The sequence below is a fragment of the Bilifractor sp. LCP21S3_A7 genome, from assembly GCF_052118825.1.
In the GTDB taxonomy this organism is placed as follows: Bacteria; Bacillota; Clostridia; order Lachnospirales; family Lachnospiraceae; genus Bilifractor.
On record NZ_JBQKGL010000007.1, the window covers coordinates 47,395 to 64,094 of the forward strand.

General features: G+C 53.4%; 13 protein-coding genes and 2 pseudogenes. 9 read left to right on the forward strand and 6 right to left on the reverse strand.

The features are described from left to right. Window positions 1-193 precede the first annotated feature (193 nt). Genes ACTQ1O_RS07855 through ACTQ1O_RS07870 form a run of 4 tightly spaced genes read left to right on the forward strand, consistent with a single transcriptional unit; the run spans window position 194 to window position 5,643 of the window. A complete protein-coding gene (locus ACTQ1O_RS07855) occupies window positions 194-2,536 on the forward strand; it encodes a YfhO family protein (RefSeq protein WP_441486803.1) in 2,343 nt (780 codons plus the stop codon). Beyond that, window positions 2,533-3,666 (forward strand): dTDP-4-amino-4,6-dideoxygalactose transaminase, encoded by a 1,134-nt coding sequence (rffA, locus tag ACTQ1O_RS07860; protein WP_441486804.1) that lies wholly within the window; start codon window positions 2,533-2,535, stop codon window positions 3,664-3,666. The genes ACTQ1O_RS07855 and rffA overlap by 4 nt, the downstream gene beginning before the upstream one ends. 1 nt (window position 3,667) lies before the next feature. Next, the gene (locus ACTQ1O_RS07865; RefSeq protein WP_441486805.1) at window positions 3,668-4,663 is read left to right on the forward strand and encodes an NAD-dependent epimerase/dehydratase family protein; all 996 of its coding nucleotides are present in this window, start codon (window positions 3,668-3,670) and stop codon (window positions 4,661-4,663) included. Window positions 4,664-4,692: 29 nt separating this feature from the next. Then, on the forward strand, window positions 4,693-5,643 hold the full coding sequence (locus tag ACTQ1O_RS07870; RefSeq protein ID WP_441486806.1) for a glycosyltransferase family 2 protein: 951 nt from the start codon (window positions 4,693-4,695) through the stop codon (window positions 5,641-5,643). A 26-nt stretch (window positions 5,644-5,669) separates the two neighbouring features. Here ACTQ1O_RS07870 and ACTQ1O_RS07875 read toward each other — a convergent pair whose 3' ends face one another. Continuing rightward, window positions 5,670-5,804 (reverse strand): hypothetical protein, encoded by a 135-nt coding sequence (locus tag ACTQ1O_RS07875; RefSeq protein WP_441486807.1) that lies wholly within the window; start codon window positions 5,802-5,804, stop codon window positions 5,670-5,672. Window positions 5,805-5,836: 32 nt separating this feature from the next. Here ACTQ1O_RS07875 and ACTQ1O_RS07880 point away from each other — a divergent pair. Beyond that, window positions 5,837-5,992 (forward strand): annotated as a pseudogene (locus ACTQ1O_RS07880) (IS200/IS605 family transposase); the annotation flags it as partial. A gap of 163 nt (window positions 5,993-6,155) precedes the next feature. On the opposite strand, the gene ACTQ1O_RS07885 reads toward ACTQ1O_RS07880, so the two are convergent. After that, the gene (locus ACTQ1O_RS07885) at window positions 6,156-6,521 is read right to left on the reverse strand and encodes a substrate-binding domain-containing protein (RefSeq protein ID WP_441486808.1); all 366 of its coding nucleotides are present in this window, start codon (window positions 6,519-6,521) and stop codon (window positions 6,156-6,158) included. A 216-nt stretch (window positions 6,522-6,737) separates the two neighbouring features. Here ACTQ1O_RS07885 and ACTQ1O_RS07890 point away from each other — a divergent pair, with 216 nt between their 5' ends. The 3 genes and pseudogenes from ACTQ1O_RS07890 to ACTQ1O_RS07900 all read left to right on the forward strand — a co-directional run. After that, entirely contained in the window at window positions 6,738-8,309 is a 1,572-nt protein-coding gene (locus tag ACTQ1O_RS07890; protein WP_441486809.1) for a DUF5605 domain-containing protein, read from the forward strand. Window positions 8,310-8,314: 5 nt separating this feature from the next. Then, complete coding sequence (locus ACTQ1O_RS07895) at window positions 8,315-8,638, forward strand: hypothetical protein (protein WP_441486810.1); 324 nt, start codon at window positions 8,315-8,317, stop codon at window positions 8,636-8,638. Between the two features lie 144 nt (window positions 8,639-8,782). After that, window positions 8,783-8,923, forward strand: a pseudogene (locus tag ACTQ1O_RS07900) (IS200/IS605 family transposase); the annotation flags it as partial. Between the two features lie 186 nt (window positions 8,924-9,109). Here the strand turns inward: ACTQ1O_RS07900 and ACTQ1O_RS07905 are convergent. From ACTQ1O_RS07905 to ACTQ1O_RS07920, 4 genes are read right to left on the reverse strand one after another with little or no spacing between them, the layout of a single operon-like run. Further along, entirely contained in the window at window positions 9,110-10,747 is a 1,638-nt protein-coding gene (locus tag ACTQ1O_RS07905; RefSeq protein WP_441486811.1) for a family 78 glycoside hydrolase catalytic domain, read from the reverse strand. Beyond that, window positions 10,748-11,713 carry an alpha-L-rhamnosidase N-terminal domain-containing protein gene (locus tag ACTQ1O_RS07910; RefSeq protein WP_441486812.1) on the reverse strand — a complete coding sequence of 322 codons (966 nt, stop codon included), beginning with the start codon at window positions 11,711-11,713 and terminating at the stop codon, window positions 10,748-10,750. A gap of 16 nt (window positions 11,714-11,729) precedes the next feature. Beyond that, complete coding sequence (locus ACTQ1O_RS07915; protein WP_441486813.1) at window positions 11,730-12,593, reverse strand: SGNH/GDSL hydrolase family protein; 864 nt, start codon at window positions 12,591-12,593, stop codon at window positions 11,730-11,732. Then, entirely contained in the window at window positions 12,590-14,164 is a 1,575-nt protein-coding gene (locus tag ACTQ1O_RS07920; RefSeq protein ID WP_441486814.1) for a family 43 glycosylhydrolase, read from the reverse strand. The genes ACTQ1O_RS07915 and ACTQ1O_RS07920 overlap by 4 nt, the downstream gene beginning before the upstream one ends. Window positions 14,165-14,359: 195 nt before the next feature. On the opposite strand from ACTQ1O_RS07920, the gene ACTQ1O_RS07925 reads away from it, so the two are divergent. Then, window positions 14,360-16,699: an alpha-L-rhamnosidase-related protein gene (locus ACTQ1O_RS07925; RefSeq protein ID WP_441486815.1), complete on the forward strand. Its 2,340-nt coding sequence runs from the start codon at window positions 14,360-14,362 to the stop codon at window positions 16,697-16,699. Window position 16,700 lies beyond the last annotated feature (1 nt).

Below are 16,700 nucleotides of genomic sequence, written 5' to 3' on the forward strand. Positions count from 1 at the left end.
GAGTGCTTTCGCTTCTTCTGCCGGCGGCATCTCTGCCCGCTGCGTTTATGCCGGCGGAATGATTGAGAAATACCGCCGGCGTTCATGCACCGGTTGCCATGAAATACCGGATTGTTCTTACATGAGGCAACAATGAGAGGTCTTGAGGAATAAACAGGGAAACCTTTATCAATTCAGGAGGCATGATGTCATTATGATTACAACGAGCCGATATAACAGACAGATAAAAGCAGAAACAGATCATGCATCTCTTCACCCTCTGGCTGTATTAATGATCATGATGCTGGGAACAGCTTTATTCATATATAATAAATACCTCTTCGGTCATAACTATTGGATCTTCAGTGACATAGGCGCTGATACATGGGATGATTATTTCCCGGTACTTACCATGCTCGCTGAAAAAATCAAATCAGGTGATCTTTCCCCCTGGTGTATGAACTGGGGTACAGGTATCGATCTGATCAACAATCAATCCATCATCTGCGATCCGTTTAACATTCCGCTGGTAATCTTATACCTGGTGGGAGGACGCTGGGTCATGGCCTCCGGATTGATTTACATCCATATAGTCAAATGCCTTCTTACGGGATACCTTACCTTCCTATGGCTGTCAGAGTTTAACCTTAACTGGTACGGAAGAGTTATGGGAGCGTATGTATGTGCATTTAATGGTTTTTTAGTTTTGTGGGGGCAACACTATTTTCTTGCCACGGCATGTGTTTTCACGATACTGGACATATATCAGATAGAAAGAACGATAAAAAATCAAAAGAAGTCTGTATGGATGATACTATCGATTGCGTTGACGCTTGCAACAAGTCTTTATACAGCTTTTTCGATTGCGCTAACCTGCCTGGCCTATCTGGTATTCAGGTGTTTTTTCTTGGTTGATACATGGGATACCCGGAAAATAATCAGAAAATTTGCAGCGATTCTCATTGATGTGATCATAGCCGGTTTAATTTCCGGCATCCTATCATTACCGGCATACTATCAGCTTACAGAGGTAAGCGCGAGAATTGGAGGAAATATATCGATTCCTGTGTTTTTTGATCCCGATACCTTCCGCGCAATCTTTACAAGATTATTTTCCAATAATCTTTATGGAATAGGTAATAATTATATAGGTCCGATGAATTACTATGAATTAAGCCAGCTGTTTTTCTCATGCCTTGGGCCATCCATGATGATCATTTTTTTCACTGAAAAAATTCATTATGATTCAAAGCGGTGGCTTTATGTGTTATTGGCATCTATCACAGGTATCATGATGCTGCTCCCATTAGGCGGGGCAATCTGCAATAGATTTGTAACCGTAGCTACCAGATATAGCTTTGTTTATATCCCCTTCATGGCTTACATGATAGCGTGGTTTTTTTCTCATTATGAAAAGCTGCACCGGGACACCCGGATAACCGCATTTTGCTGTACTGTATTTTTTGCTGTTATGCTGCGCGTCATCTATGTGATGTATGTGAGGGGAAAAACCCCGGACAGTATTACAATTAGCTACTACCTGAAGGGGATTATGATATGCCTGCTGGTTTTTGCCGTCATCATGATATCTCGTCCGAAAGGTAAGTCGAAGAACAGGATTTTTACCATTACAGTGTTTTGCATAATAACATTCAGCATGATTACCGACTCCGCAATGACGAACCCGGTGAGAATGAATATCACGCCAGACAGTGAGAGCAGGAAGAATATTGAGAGCACCTGCCATGCCCTTGAGACAATACAGCCGGGCAGTAAAGAATTATTTCGTATTGAAAAGACATACATCGACAATTATTATAACGATGCCGTCCTGGAAAATTATAAAGGTATCTCATATTACAACACAACATTTTCCAGGTATGTAATATCGTTTGTGACAAAAGTATGGCCGAAAACGGTGAATGTTTCCCATAATCCCGGATCTTATGTGACATTTACTGCAGATGCAGATAATAGTGAAATGGCCTCTTTATTGGGCGTGCGGTATGTCCTTTCAAAAACTCCGATCACGCATAATTATTCGCTAATCGGAACCGGAGCGGATGGTATAAGTATATATGAAAACAAAAATTCTCCGGGATTTGGCAGAGTCTTTACAAATACCATGAGGAAGAGTGACTTCCTTGATCTTCCAGAAACGCAAAGGCAGAAGATATTGGATACTACCCTGGTATTGGAGGACCCGGACTATGAATCAACAGACAAGCAAGCTCCGGAATCACCAGCCACAGTAAAAGTATGGACAGGAAAAAACAGCGGTCATATGCTGATAAAGGTTGATTCATCGACAAATGGGTATCTCTATCTCCCGGTTACGTGGGACAGAGGATGGACTGCAGATGTCAATGGTCATCAGGAAAAAATATACAGAGCAGATATCGGGTTTCAGGCGATTAAGATACCATCTGGTGTAAATATTGTAGAGCTGCACTACAGACAGCCACTTCAGATGGAAGGATTCATTGCTTCTATATCTGGTTTGTTGTGTCTGATTGCACTAATATGGTATAAGAAAACAAGAGGAGTATCGCAATGATTGATTTTAATGTTCCGCCCTTTGTGGGCAATGAACTGGCGTATGTGAAACAGGCTATTGATTCTCATAAAATCTGCGGAGACGGTCAGTTTACCAGGAAATGCAATGCCTGGATGGAGGATACTTTCAAGGCGCAAAAGGTTATGCTGACCACCAGCGGTTCCACTGCCCTGGATATGGCATTTGAATTATGCGGCCTGAATCCCGGCGACGAGGTGATTTTGCCAAGTTATACCTTCTCCAGTACGGCGAACGCACCGATTCTCTGCAGAGCCAGGCTGGTCTTTGTTGACATTCGTCCTGACACGATGAATATAGACGAAAAGAAAATTGAGCAGGCGATAACAGACAGAACCAAGGTTATCTGCTGTGTCCATTATGCCGGAATTGCATGCGAAATGGATGCAATTATGGACATAGCGCGCCGCCATGGACTTAAGGTTATTGAAGACGCTGCACAGGCTGTAACAAGCACATATAAGGGCAGATACCTCGGCACCATCGGCGATTTCGGCTGCTATTCCTTCCACGAAACAAAAAATTTTTCCATGGGCGAAGGCGGTGCTCTTGTCATCAACAGACCGGAATTCAATGAAAGAGCAGAAATCCTCCGGGAGAAGGGCACGAACCGATCGAAATTCTTCCGTGGCCAGGTTGACAAATACACATGGGTCGATTTTGGAGACAGCTATCTTCCCAGCGAGCTGAATGCTGCATATCTCTGGGGGCAGCTGCAGAATGCAGACGAAATCGAGAAGAACCGTATGACAACCTGGAATTATTATCATCATGAATTGCAGGAGCTCAGAAGTGCAGGCAGGATCGATGTGCCGGCAGTTCCTGCAGAATGTCAGCATAACGCACATATGTATTACATTAAATGCAGGGATTTGCAGGAAAGGACCGCCCTGATCAACTACTGCAAATCACGTGGCGTTCAGCTCACATTCCATTACGTACCGCTTCATTCGGCGCCGGCAGGGTACAAGTTCGGACGTTTTGACGGAGATGATGTTTATACGACCAGAGAAAGTGAACGGCTTGTAAGACTTCCGATGTATTATGGTCTGACAGATGAGGATCGGAAGACAGTCGTTTCAGCTATAAAAGATTTTTACAGGACAAAATAACATGAAAAGAATTGTAATCTTCGGCGCAACCGGTTATATCGGCGCTTACCTGACAGATTATTGCACAAAACAGCTTCCGCAGGGATTTGAGGTCATTGCGGTTGGGAGAAGAAACACGGCATACTTCGGGGCCGAAGGCATAAAGACGGTAAGTGTTGATATTTGCCATGCAGAGGATTTTGAAAATCTTCCGACAGATGATATTTACGCCATTGTCAATCTGACAGGTCTTCTTCCTGCTTACCTTAAGAAATATGATCCATTCGCATATGTTGAGACAAACATCAAGGGAAGTCTTCGCATTATGGAATATGCGCGGAAGGTGAAGGCAGACCGCGTTCTATACACGCAGACCTGGGCGGAACAGGCAGGATATTGGGGGAAAATGGAGGTCCTTTCTCCGGATCTTCCGAGAAAACTCCTTTATACCGGAGATCATGCGTTTTATTCTATTACAAAGTGTATGATTGCCGATACCATGGAATACTATAAGCAGGAATACGGTGTAAAAAATTTTGTCTTCCGTCTTCCCAATGTCTATATGTATGCACCGCGGATGACATATCTGGTTGACGGGAAGGAAAAGAAAATCGGTTATCGGTGGATGATTCAGCAGGCATCCGGGGGAGCGGATATAGAGCTATGGGGTAATCCTGATGCGTTCAAGGATATTCTGTATGTAAAGGATCTCTGCCGGATGATGTACAAGGCGCTGTTTGCGGAGGTTGACGGCGGAACCTACAATGCCGGAACCGGCATCAGGACAACGCTTCGGGAGCAGATACAGGGCATCATTGATGTGTTTGCGCCGGAGGGGACGCATCCACAGATCATAGAGGTTCCAATGCATGATCAGTTCACAAGTTTTGTCATGGATATAGACAAGGCCGGAAAAGAGCTCGGATATGAACCCGAATATCCGTATATCAGGTATTTGGAAGACTACAAAAAAGAAAGAAAGCTGAGACGATTCGACAGTCTCTGGGCGAATAAGTAATCCGAAAGAGAGAATAAATAATTACCATTATGAAATTTTCAGTTGTAATCCCTATGTATGGCTGTCCGGAGGCAATCCCGGAACTGCACAGAAGACTGACAGAAACACTTACGAAGCTTGCCGGTGATGATTACGAAATTATCATGGTCAACGATCACTGTCCCGGAAATTCATGGGAAGGAATCCGCGATATCTGCAAAAAGGACAGGCATGTGGTTGGAATTGATCTGTCCAGAAATTTCGGACAGATCAAGGCTATTCTTGCAGGACTCGATTACAGTTCCGGAGACTGGACCGTCGTTATGGACTGTGACCTGCAGGATGCACCCGAGGAAATTATTACTCTGTATAATAAGGCCAGAGAAGGTTATGATGTAGTATTTGCAAGAAGATCAGAGAGGCAGGACTCGAAATCCAAGATATTTCTTTCCGGATTATTTTACAAATTATATTCCTGGGCAACGGATGTAAAATACGATCCGGCACTGTGCAACTTCTCGATATGCAGCCGGAGGGTTGTTGACTCCTACTGCATGATGCGTGAGCTTCACAGAGCTTATGTAATGTACATTCAATGGATGGGATTTAAGCAGACATCGGTTGATGTGCAGCATCATGAGAGATTTGCCGGAAAAAGCGGATACAACCTGAAAAAACGGATCAATGCCGCTACAGAAATTCTGACTTCACAGTCAGACAAGCTCCTTCGGGTTATGCTCCGGGCCGGCCTTGCGATCTCTTTCCTTGCCTTTGTTGCCGTGATCGTGATTATCATCCGTCATTTTACAGTAAATGTACCTGCTGGATGGACAAGCCTGATAGCATCCATTTTTCTTATGGGCGGTCTTATATTATCCGCACTCGGAATAGTTGGTATCTATGTCGGCAACATTTTTATGGAAGTGAAACACAGACCGCTCTACCTGGTCCGTACAATCATAAACGATAAAAAGGAACCCCTGAAAGAGAAAAACGAATGACAATTCCATAGCTCTGAAACTGCGTGTCATCGGCACGCCTTCTTCTGCTCCCGGATATATGCTGTGCATTCCTCCGGTGTTCCGTCCAGGAACCCGTCTTTCTTCATGGCAGCGACACGGCCTTCCCTGGCTGTGATCAGTATGATTTTATCAAGTGTCACGACCCGTTCTACATCTCTGAAAGAGATGCGCTCGATGTTTTTGGTCAGAAGGATATTATGTCAGTACAGTAGGGTTAAATGAAGCTACCATCAGAAAATATATTCAAGACCAGGAGCGGGCGGATATCATACAGGACAAGCTCAGCGTAAAGGAATACGAAGACCCTTTTAAGGGTCAGGGTAAGTAATACGGATGCCCCTTGAGGGGCAGCGACGAGTAAAAAGCAATGTGGCTTGAACGGAGCTGCGGGAAGTGATCAAAGAAACTTCCCGTAGCCATAAAGTGAAAGCCAGCGCCTTGAGACGCTGGCCTAGCAACACGGGCTTATAGCCCGGACCGAACCACCCGTTTCACGGGTGGCGGCGATTTATAGGGAGATTCGGATTCTCAATGCGGCGGACGAGGCGTAGGACGGCTTCCTCTCCGAGCGCGCGTTTCGGAACGTTGATGGTGGTGAGCGGCGGGTTGATAACCTCTCCGGCGGGGAGGTTGTCGAATCCGACGATGGCGCCGCTCTTTTTATTTACCAGGAAATCAATTGAGCCGCCCTGCGCTTTTCTGTTCTGGATGCGGGACAGGTCATAGCCGTATTTTCCGGCGGCGAGTTTGACACGCTTTCTTGTTTCTGTGCTCACGCCGGGCTGATCGTGCAGTGCCATTGACACGGCGGCACTTAAGTTCAGTTTCTTTGCCAGTTTCTTGGCAGTAATTCCCATGGCGTTTTCCTCCGGAAAAAGCATCGATGTCTATACTTTCCATTATGATTTCAGGAAGGTTCAGTTTCAATGATTAAGTAAATAATTAAGCTATTAATACTGAATTTATTACTGAAATTAAGAGACGGTTCATGTACATTCATAGTGACAGAAATGGCAGTGGGAAGCTGCAGAAGCAGGGAGGTTTGCCATGGGAGATCACAGAGGAGAACGGAAATGATTGCAAAAGGGTATCAGTACGAGACTGTGGAACTGACTTATGCGGCAGTGCCGGATGCGGTGAATGAGGCGCAGATTGACCTTGCGGCGGAATTTACCTGCGCGGCGGACGGGAGTGTGACCGAGGTGCGCGGCTTCTATGCGGGAAACGGCACTTGTATGGTCCGTTTTCTGCCGGAGCAGGCAGGCACATATACGTACAAGGTGCGCGGTCTTGCGGCAGACGAAGGGACACTTGCCGTAGAACCCGCGCGGGAAGGGCATCACGGCGTGGTGCGCGCCAGAGGCATACACTTTTATTTTGACGACGGGACGCCGTATTATGGATTCGGCACGACAGTCTACGCACTGGCATCTCAGACGGATGCGCTGATGGATGAGACAATCGAGACGCTTCGCCACGCACCGTTCAACAAGATCCGTATATGCGTCTTCCCGAAGCACTATCAGTACAATCACAACGAGCCGCAGCACTACGCGTTCGAAAAAGGCGCGGACGGGGCGTGGGATCCGGCTCATCCGTGCTATGCCTTTTGGGATGCATTCGAGAAGCGGCTCTCCCAGCTCTTTGAGGCTGGCATCCAGGTGGATCTGATTTTGTTTCATCCCTATGACAACTGGGGATTTGCCACGATGCCGCAGGAGGACAATCTGATCTATCTGGATTATCTGCTGCGCCGGTTCGCGGCGTTTCCGGGCATCTGGTGGAGCATGGCGAACGAGTATGATTTCTGTGCTGCCAAGACGATGGATGACTGGCATGAGATCGAGCAGTTTATTGCGGAGCATGATCCCTGGCATCATCTGCTGTCGAATCACAACTGTTTCCAGTATTATGACGTGGCGCGCCCGGCCATCACACATATGTCATGGCAGACGAAGCAGCTCTCCCGCATTCCCGAGATGCAGGCAAAATACGGCAAGCCTGTCTGCATTGATGAGTGCTGCTATGAGGGAAATCTGCCGGACCAGTGGGGCGCGATCTCTGGAGAGGAGATGACGGCGCGGTTCTGGCGGGCGACGGTACGCGGGGCAGTCTGCACACATGGAGAGACATTTTATCCGGATGAGAAGGAGATTGTCTGGTGGGCAAAGGGCGGAAAGCTCGTGGGAAAGAGTCCGGCGCGGATCGCGTTTCTGCGAAGCATCGTGGAATCACTGCCTGCGCCGCTGGAGCCGCAGGCTTCACAGCTGGAGCAGGTGATGATGCTTGCTGGTCTGCCGGAGGAGCAGGTGGATCGGGCTCTGGAGGAGCGGAAGGTTCCGCAGGACTTCCGGTTCTTCCTGAAGAGCGCGCTGCGTATGAGCCCGATCGAGGCCGCCCGCTTTTTTGCCTGTGAGACGGAGGTCATCGGCAGGACGGCAGATGACAGCGTGATTCTGCATTATTACGATATTCAGTGCAGCTGCAAGGCGCGGATCGAACTGCCGGGAGGAAAGACGTACCGTCTGGAGGTGATCGATACCTGGAATATGACGAGACAGACCGTGCAGCAGGGCGCTGCTGGGGAAGTCTGGGTGGATCTGCCGGGCAGGCCGTGGATGGCTGTGCTGGCGACGGCGGAATAAGCGGAGTGAGAAAAGGGCGGAAGCCGCCGGTCATTGATTGTGCCGGCCACAGGCCGGTCTGTCAGAATGCCGGCGACCCGGTTCTCGCCGAATCCCTCCACGAGGATCGTGAGCAAGAGAGAAATCAGAAAAATAAACAGCACAATGTGAATGGTATGGACGAGGGCGGCATGCACAATGCTGCCCTCGTCTTCGTCCTCGCAGCCGCAGTGCTCCCGCTCGCAGAGATCGTGGATGCGCCGCTCCGTCTTGTGACGGTATTTTGTCAGACGGAGAAACTGGTCGAAGGCAAGTCCGCTCAGGGCGCCGATGACTGCTTTGCAAAGTAGGATTTTGACTATGGCGGGTACCGCGACCCGCTCGGAGATCAGGAGGCGTCAATGATACAACTTGATCTTTATCTTCACCAGCTTGTTTCCTATATGTGGGATGGTCAGATCAAAGTTATTACCGGAATCCGGAGGTGCGGAAAGGGGGGATATTATGTCAGTACAGTAGGGTTAAATGAAGCTGCCATCAGAAAATATATCCAAGACCAGGAGCGGGCGGATATCATACAGGACAAGCTGAGCGTAAAGGAATACAAAGACCCTTTTAAGGGTCAGGGTAAGTAATACGGATGCCCCTTGAGGGGCAGCGACGAGTAAAAAGCAATGTGGCTTGAACGGAGCTGCGGGAAGTGATCAAAGAAATTTCCCGTAGCCATAAAGTGAAAGCCAGCGCCTTGAGACGCTGGCCTAGCAACACGGGCTTATAGCCCGGACCGAACCACCCGTTTTACGGGTGGCGGCGATTTTTGATCACTGCTTTTGATCGGGAATCGGCTTTAGCAGATAGGAATAGCTTCCACAGGAGAGGATCCTCTGCGTCCCGTCGGGAAGCGTCAGCTCCGCCTCGGTATTGGATGGGATCTCAATCTGAAACGCAGTTCCGTCTGCCGTGCGCTCCCAGCGGCTGCACACGGTTCCGTAGGGGGAGTCGTAGCTTGCCTCGGCCCAGCGCAGGCTCCCGCCCGGTAGGGGCCGGATTGTGAAGCGGTTTTCCTTTTTCACCTCGATCCCGCAGACCGTGTCAAACAGGAACGCACAGACCGCGCCGGGAGAATAGTGGTTCATAGACTGCTTGAGCGGGTGCCCGTTTTCATCATAGGCCAGATAGTTTTCCCAGACCGTCGTGGCGCCCTGCTCCACCATGGCCAGCCACCCGGGAGCTACGGTGTTTTCCAGCATGCGGTAAGCCGTGTCCAGATAGCCGTATTGTGCCAGCACGCCCAGCACAAAGGGCGTGGAGAGAAAGCCCGTACCGACGGTGTATTGCCGCTCGACGGCCGAGCGGTTCAGATCCGCCGCCACGCGACCGGCCGTTTCCGTGTCCAGCAGACCCAGCGCCAGCGCGCGCACCATGGGCGCCTGCCGCGGGGCTTGGATCTTCCCGTCCCGGACGAAATGATAGTTGTATGCCTTCTTCGCTCCTTCGGCGTACTCGCGGCAGAGCGCAGCCTCTTCCGGAAGATCCACCGAGCGCAGCATCTCATCGAGAAGCTCCATAGAGTAGTGCATGTAGGCGGTGGTGATCTCCGCCTTCGGCCGCAGGAGCTCCTCCACGCTGTCCACGCCCGGCTCGCACCACTCACCCCAGTGCAGGCCGCTCTCGATGATGTATTTGGCGTAGGGAGAATCGCCCAGCAGATAGGGTGCGATCTGATTTTTGACGGGCATGCCGTCCGGCAGATGATAAAAGCTCTTGTCCGCAGCCGCCTGGATCATATAGTCTCGCCAGCCCAGCATCAGCTCCAGGTTTTCGCGGATGAATTGCTCATCTCCATAGAGTTTCCACAGCGTATAGGGCAGGATGACCGCGGCATCCGCCCAGCCGATCGCGCCGTTGAGCATGTCGCGCTTGCCCTCTGCGCTGCGGATGCGGGGGCAGACGTTGGGCACGCGGCCGCTGGGCTCCTGGCAGTCCCGCACGTCCCTCAGCCATTTACGGTAAAAGGCCGCGGGATCTGCAAAATAGCAGGCGGTTTTCGCAAAGATCTGCGCGTCCCCGGTCCAGCCGCTTTTCTCGCGCTGGGGGCAATCGGTGGGGATATCCACGAAGTTGCCCTTGAGGCTCCACAGCGTGTTGCGGGCGAACTGCGTAAGCTTTTGATTGGAGCAGGCAAAGCTCCCGGTAAAGCGCAGCGCGCTGTACACCGCCACCGCCTCAAAATCCGCCGGGTCCACCGTGTCGAGGCCTTCCACCAGCGCGTAGCGGAAGCCGGAGTAGAAAAAGTCCGGCCGGAACACTTCCTCACCGCCCGCGCAGGTGTAGACGATCTCCTGCCGCTTGACGGGAAGACCCGGCAGGTCCATCTGCAAGGTCAGGTCGCTGAATTCCCCGTGATCCAGCGCTTCGCCCAGACGCAGGCGGATCTGCTGGCCGGCCTCCCCCCGCACCTAGAAGCGGACGTATCCGGCCAGATTCTGTTTGAAATCCAGAATTCTCGCGCCGCTGGGAGTGATCCGCAGTTCAGGGGAAAAGACCTCCTGCTCCAAGATCCCGTCCGCAGGGGAGGCGGTGGGCCAGACCGGGTACGAGGTCAGGGCGGCGTTTTGAGAAAAGCTCGGTGCCTTTCTCGCGTCAAAGACCTCGCCGTCCATCAGGTCCGCATAGAGGACCGGGCCGTCGTTGCTCCAGCGCCAGCTCTCGTCCGTGCCGACGGTCTCACGGCTGCCGTCGGCGTATTCGATCACCAGCTGCGCCAGGAACTTGAGCTGGGTGCCGAAAACGTATTCCTCGTTGGTACTGCCGAGCTTGCCCTTGAACCAGCCGTCCGCCACGGTGAAAGTCAGCTCATTTTCCGCTTTCAAAAGCGCAGTCAAGTCATAGACCTGGTAATACAGGCGCTTGTCGTATTCCGTGCAGCCGGGGGCGAGGACGCCGGGGAGCCGCGCACCGTTGAGCACGGCACTGTAGACACCGCAGGCCGTGGCGTAGAGCCGCGCGCGTTTTACCTCGCCCCGGAGCGCGAAGCGCTTTTGAAAGCAGTCTGCGCTCAGGCGCTCTTTCCGATCTGTGTCCACACCAGCGATCCATTTGGCTGTCCAGTCTGAGCTCTCCAGCAGCCCCATTTCAAACCACGCGCTCTCCGAGTCCTCGATCTGTCCGTTTTCATCCCAGAGCCGGACCGCCCAATGCACACGCTGCGCGCTTTTCAGCTTCGGTCCGCCATATACATCGTGCATCCGGTCGGTCTCGATCTTTCCGCTTGTCCAAAGCAGATCCCCGTCTTCGCCGCTCACGGTGATCTGATATGCGATTTGCTTTTTGCCGCCCTGACAGATCCAGCTGAGCCGGGGCGTCAGATCGTCGATCCCCAACGGGTTGACCCGGTAATTGCATTGCAGGCTGACAGCTTTCATTTTTATACCTCCTGGTTCAGTCCTCAAAGAGCTTCATCAAAACTCTTGCGTATACCTCATGTCCCTCCACGCTGGGGTGGTTGACGCCGTTGGAGAGCAGCGCCTCCCAGGGGATCCCGGCCTCTTTGGCCTGATCCCAGACGGCGCGCACATCGGCCAGGCACACCTGCTCCTCCCGGGCGACTTCCCGGATGGCCTCGCAGCGCGCCGGGGTGGTCACTTCTTTTGCGGGGATACCGATGGGCTCCAGCAGATCGTTCGGCAGATCGCCGTTGGGCGTGAGCAGGATGATATCCGCCGCGGTTTCCGCTTTCAGCTTTTGCACCAGACCCTTCAGCAGGGCTTTGTAGGCACTTGCGTCGCCCATGGTCTCATCGTCCCAGTTCAGGGAACCGTTGATCAGGATCAGATCCGGGTCATGGCGCACCACGTCGCGGTCGGCGCGTTTGCACATCATGGGGAGCACGTCGCCCGCGATGCCTGCGTTGAGGACGCTGACGGAGGTCTGTTCATACTTGTCGATCAGCGCAAGCCGGAATTTCTCGATGTAACTCTCCCAGGCGTCGGTGATCTCTCCCAGCACGTCTTCTCCGCGCAGCATCTGCGCAAAATGGGTGCGCAGCGCCTCAGGATCCTTCGGAAGCAGCGTTTCGAAATGCCCGGCCGTGACGCTGTCGCCCAGCGCCACGATGACGGGGTTTTTCCGCTCCAGCCCGTTTTCGTCCAGTCCCTTCTGCGTGAAGCCGGCGACCGCGCCGCGATTGCGCTTCATCTTTTCCATAAAGCGTTCGGGACGTGCGGGGGATTTGCAGACAAAGCTGTCCGCCAGCTTTAAAAACTGCTGCGCATACGGCGCAGGGATCCGATAGGTGGTCTTCATTCACACTCAACCTTCTTTCTGTTTGATACTTTCTGTTTGATAAGACGAAAGCCTTTCATATCGACGGAGCCACTGCCCCGATATGTGAAATACAGCGGGAAGACGCCGTTCGGGATGCTCACTTGCCCGGCCCTCTTCCGCCAGATCGCACCCAGGTCATGTACGTCGACGGTGCCCCGGCATTCGCCGTTTGACTGTGTGCGCACTTCAAAGATCCCGCATCCGCTGCCGCGCACTTCAAGCTCGATCTGCGTCAGATCCGAGAAAGCGAACTCTTTGAAGCCGATCGTGGAGCCGTCCAGGAGATTGCGGACAACCTGGACCGGATCTTCTCCGTCGCGGATCGCTCGGGCATCTCCCGGCTCCAGATCGTTACAGTCCTGGGTGAGAAACGGGAAGTCCATTTTCATGATTTCCGGATGGGAGAATGCCGCTCCGCTCTCAGCCGTTAAATGGCAGCAGATATACGCAGGATAGCTGCCCTCGCCGGTCAGCGGGCCGTGATTCAGACCGCAGGAGCTGACCGCTGCCTGGGATATAGAGCCGTCCGGGGCGATCGTGATCTTCTCTGCGCAGCCCTGACGGCTGTAGTTGGTGCGATTGGTCTGGCGATGATAGAAAACATACCACTGCCCGGCGCAGTACTCGATGCCTCCGTGGGTGTTTCCCAGCGCATTGACAGCCCGTTCCTCTGTTCTTCCGTCAAGGAACACATCTCCGATATCGACCAGCGTGCCGCCGAAGCGATAGCCGGTGTCCGGCGCAGAGCTGACAGCATAGCAAAGCTCATGACTCTGCACGGAGGAATAGATCAGATAATACAGTTTTCCGATCTTGCGGATGGAGCTGGCTTCAAAAAACTCATGGCCCTCAAAGCCCGTGCCGAAGCTCTCTGTAACACTGGGCAGCAGCGGTCTGGGCTCCTCGTCCAAAGTCAGCATGTCCGGCTTGAGGCGCATCACCTGGGAATGGTGCATTCCGTCATCCTGCTCAGGGTGCATGGGTGCGTTTCCCGAATAGAGATAGACCTGGTTGTCCTCGTCCACAAAGACGCCGGGATCAAATTGCGTCAGATCTCCCTGGCGGGCTCCCAGGGGCGTTCCATCCGCATGCCGCACACGGCCCAAGTACTCATAGGCGCCGCAGGGCGTGTCGCAGACAGCGACGCCGATCTCGGGCAGAAAGTCAAGGCAATAGTACAGATAATATCGCTCGTCCAGCCCCTGCGCCACATCCGGTGCCCACAGGGCGTGGACACCACGGGGATTGAGATCCGATGGCTTTTTGGGCCCAATGCCAAAGAGAAGCCGCTGGGGCGGCGCATCTGCGGGGATGTTCTGATTCACCGGATCCTGATCTTTCCGATAGATGACGCCCTCATAGCGCCACTGTGTCAGGTCATCCACAGGCGCCGACCAGCACACATAATCATTCAGGCAGAAGCCTGCCGCGTCGAAACGGTCGTGACTCCCGTAGAGATAGATCCGCTCGTCGAACACATGCGGTTCTCCGTCCGGAATATACTCATAGGACGGAAGATAGGGATTAAACACCTGCGTTTTCATTTTCATTAGGACTCCTCTCTCAATCGGAAACTGACGGGAATATGGTTTCATTATTTCACGCGAAGCCCGTTCGGTCTATGTCCGGATTGGCTTTTTTTCACTCTGTTTGGTGAAGAACAAAACAAATCCAGATACAAAAAAGCAAAAGAGTGCGTTTACAAACGGACAGTATTTTCTTATTCTCAAGCTGAGGTGATTTTGATGTGGAAACGAGCAAAATGGCTGGGGATCCCCCAGGGAGAAATCAAGGAAAAAGAGATATACCACGGCGATCTGGGCGGACGCTTTGCGTACTTTCGATGTGACAAGGAGCTGCCGGAGGGCTGCTCTCTGACGCTGGACATTACTGCAAACTCCCGCTACCGGCTCTGGATCAACGGCGAGGCGGTGCTCTCCGGTCCCTGCAAGGGGGATCGCAATCGCCAGTATTACGAGACAGTGGACGTGACGCCCCGGCTGCGGGAAGGGTACAATGCCTTCTGCGTCCAGGTGCTGTACAACGACCCGGACACGGTGGAATGGGAGATCGGCGAGCGGGCGGCCATCTACGGCGTTGTGGGCCGTCAGTGCGGTCACAGGCTTGCTATCGAGGGGGACGTTCTGGACAGCGCCGGAAATACCGTAGAAACGATCAATACCGGCCTTGCCGACTGGCGGGTCTGGCTTGATCACAGCTATTCTTTGAAGTCCGACGAGCATACCCAGTTTCTCGGCGCGGTGATCGAACAGCTTGACGCCGCGCGGACGCCGATTCATTGGAAGAACGCCGATTTTGATTGCAGCTCCTGGCACCCTGCCCAGATCCTGGAACCGGGGGTGGCGGAGGATCCCTTCTGCTTCGTGGGTGTGACGCCCATGTTCCGCATTGTTAAGCGGGAGATCCCGCTGCTCTATGAGAAGAAGCAGGGCTTTGCCCGCTGCTTCGACCGTGCGGGAGAAACGCTTGCGCTGCTTTCCGAAGGCAGCATGGAGATTCCAGTTGAAGAACAGAAGGAGATCTTGCTGGACGCCGGAGCGATCCTGAACGCTTATCCCCGCTTCCGTTTTGTAGGAGGAAAGGGCGCGAAGGTACAGATCACCTATTTCGAAAAATTCGGCGGCCCCGGCTCGGACGCGGTTCGTTCCGATGTGCGCGGCGAGGTGACGGGCATCACCGATACGATCACGCTTGACGGCAGCGAGCTCTGCTTTGAGCCCTTCTGGGTGCGGACCTTCCGCTTCATTCGTCTGACGGTGGAGGCCGCCGATAGCCCGGTCACGGTCTTTGCACCGCAATTTAACAAGACCGGCTATCCGCTGACCGTGGAGTCCTTTGTGGATTCTTCCGCCCCCTGGGTGGGAAAGCTCTGGGACATCTGCGTGCGGACGCTGGAAAACTGCATGCTGGAGACCTATATGGACTGCCCCTACTACGAGCAGCTCCAGTACGGCATGGACACCCGCTTGGAGGCGCAGTACACCTATGCCGTGAGCCGTGACACCGCTCTGGTGCGCAAGGCGCTGCTGGACTTCCACTACGGCATGCAGCCGGAGGGGCTGAACGCCGGAAAGGCGCCGTCTGCCTATCTGCAGATCCTCTCCACCTTCTCTCTGCACTATATCTTCCTGCTCTGCGAGTATGCCGCGCTCCATGACGACGCGGCGCTGCTGCGCCTGTGCCGGGGCGATATCGACCGGATCCTGGATGTGTTTGACAGTCGGATCGGGGAAAATGGTCTGGTCGGCAAACTGGACTTCTGGAACTTCGTGGACTGGAACGACGCTTGGAACGACACGGCCGGCGCTCCTGCCGCCCTACAGAGCGGCCCGTCCGCGATCATCAACCTCATGTACGCCTATGCACTCGGCTGCGCGGCGGACTTCATGGACGATCAGCGGCGGGCCGGACTGGCCTCCGAATACCGGGAGCGACGTACCCACATTCTTTCCGCCGTGGAAACGCTTTGCTGGGATGAGACGGCGGGACTGTACCGCGAGGGCCCGGCCTTTCAGCAGTTCAGCCGTCACGCCCAGGCCTGGGCCGTGCTGAACGGACTGAAACAGGGAGCAGACGCGGCGCAGCTTTTGAAGACCGCCCTCAGGCGCGAGGATATTCTGCGCTGCAGCTTCTCCGCCTCCTACGAGTGGTTCCGCGCGCTGGAAAAAGCCGGGCTTTATGACGAAATGCGGCGCGAACTGCAGCCCTGGATCGCCCTTTTGGATCTGGACTGCACCACCTGCCCCGAGACGCCGCAGGGCGCGCGCAGCGAGTGCCACGCCTGGAGCGCCCTGCCGCTCTATGAGCTGATGCGTACGGCGGCGGGCGTGCACCCGGAAAAGGACGGCAGCGTCACGGTTGCGCCGCACACCATGGATCTTCCTGATCTCCGGGGGCAGGCGGCGGCAAAAAACGGCCCCGTCTCCTTTGATTACCGGAAAAATGATGCGGGCAAATGGGAATACGCCCTGACGCTGCCCGTGGGGACAAGCGGCCTGTTCCGCTTCCCGGACGGCAGGGAGATCAGCTTGCACGAAGGCGGTCAGCTTTTGAAGGAGGAATAAA

Bases quoted from the DNA above. Each gene is read 5' to 3' on its own strand.
- ACTQ1O_RS07855 (WP_441486803.1), top strand. From the start codon at position 194: ATGATTACAACGAGCCGATATAACAGACAGATAAAAGCAGAAACAGAT.
- rffA (WP_441486804.1), top strand. From the start codon at position 2,533: ATGATTGATTTTAATGTTCCGCCCTTTGTGGGCAATGAACTGGCGTAT.
- ACTQ1O_RS07865 (WP_441486805.1), top strand. From the start codon at position 3,668: ATGAAAAGAATTGTAATCTTCGGCGCAACCGGTTATATCGGCGCTTAC.
- ACTQ1O_RS07870 (WP_441486806.1), top strand. From the start codon at position 4,693: ATGAAATTTTCAGTTGTAATCCCTATGTATGGCTGTCCGGAGGCAATC.
- ACTQ1O_RS07885 (WP_441486808.1), bottom strand. From the start codon at position 6,521: ATGGGAATTACTGCCAAGAAACTGGCAAAGAAACTGAACTTAAGTGCC.
- ACTQ1O_RS07890 (WP_441486809.1), top strand. From the start codon at position 6,738: ATGATTGCAAAAGGGTATCAGTACGAGACTGTGGAACTGACTTATGCG.
- ACTQ1O_RS07910 (WP_441486812.1), bottom strand. From the start codon at position 11,713: ATGAAAGCTGTCAGCCTGCAATGCAATTACCGGGTCAACCCGTTGGGG.
- ACTQ1O_RS07915 (WP_441486813.1), bottom strand. From the start codon at position 12,593: ATGAAGACCACCTATCGGATCCCTGCGCCGTATGCGCAGCAGTTTTTA.
- ACTQ1O_RS07920 (WP_441486814.1), bottom strand. From the start codon at position 14,164: ATGAAAATGAAAACGCAGGTGTTTAATCCCTATCTTCCGTCCTATGAG.
- ACTQ1O_RS07925 (WP_441486815.1), top strand. From the start codon at position 14,360: ATGTGGAAACGAGCAAAATGGCTGGGGATCCCCCAGGGAGAAATCAAG.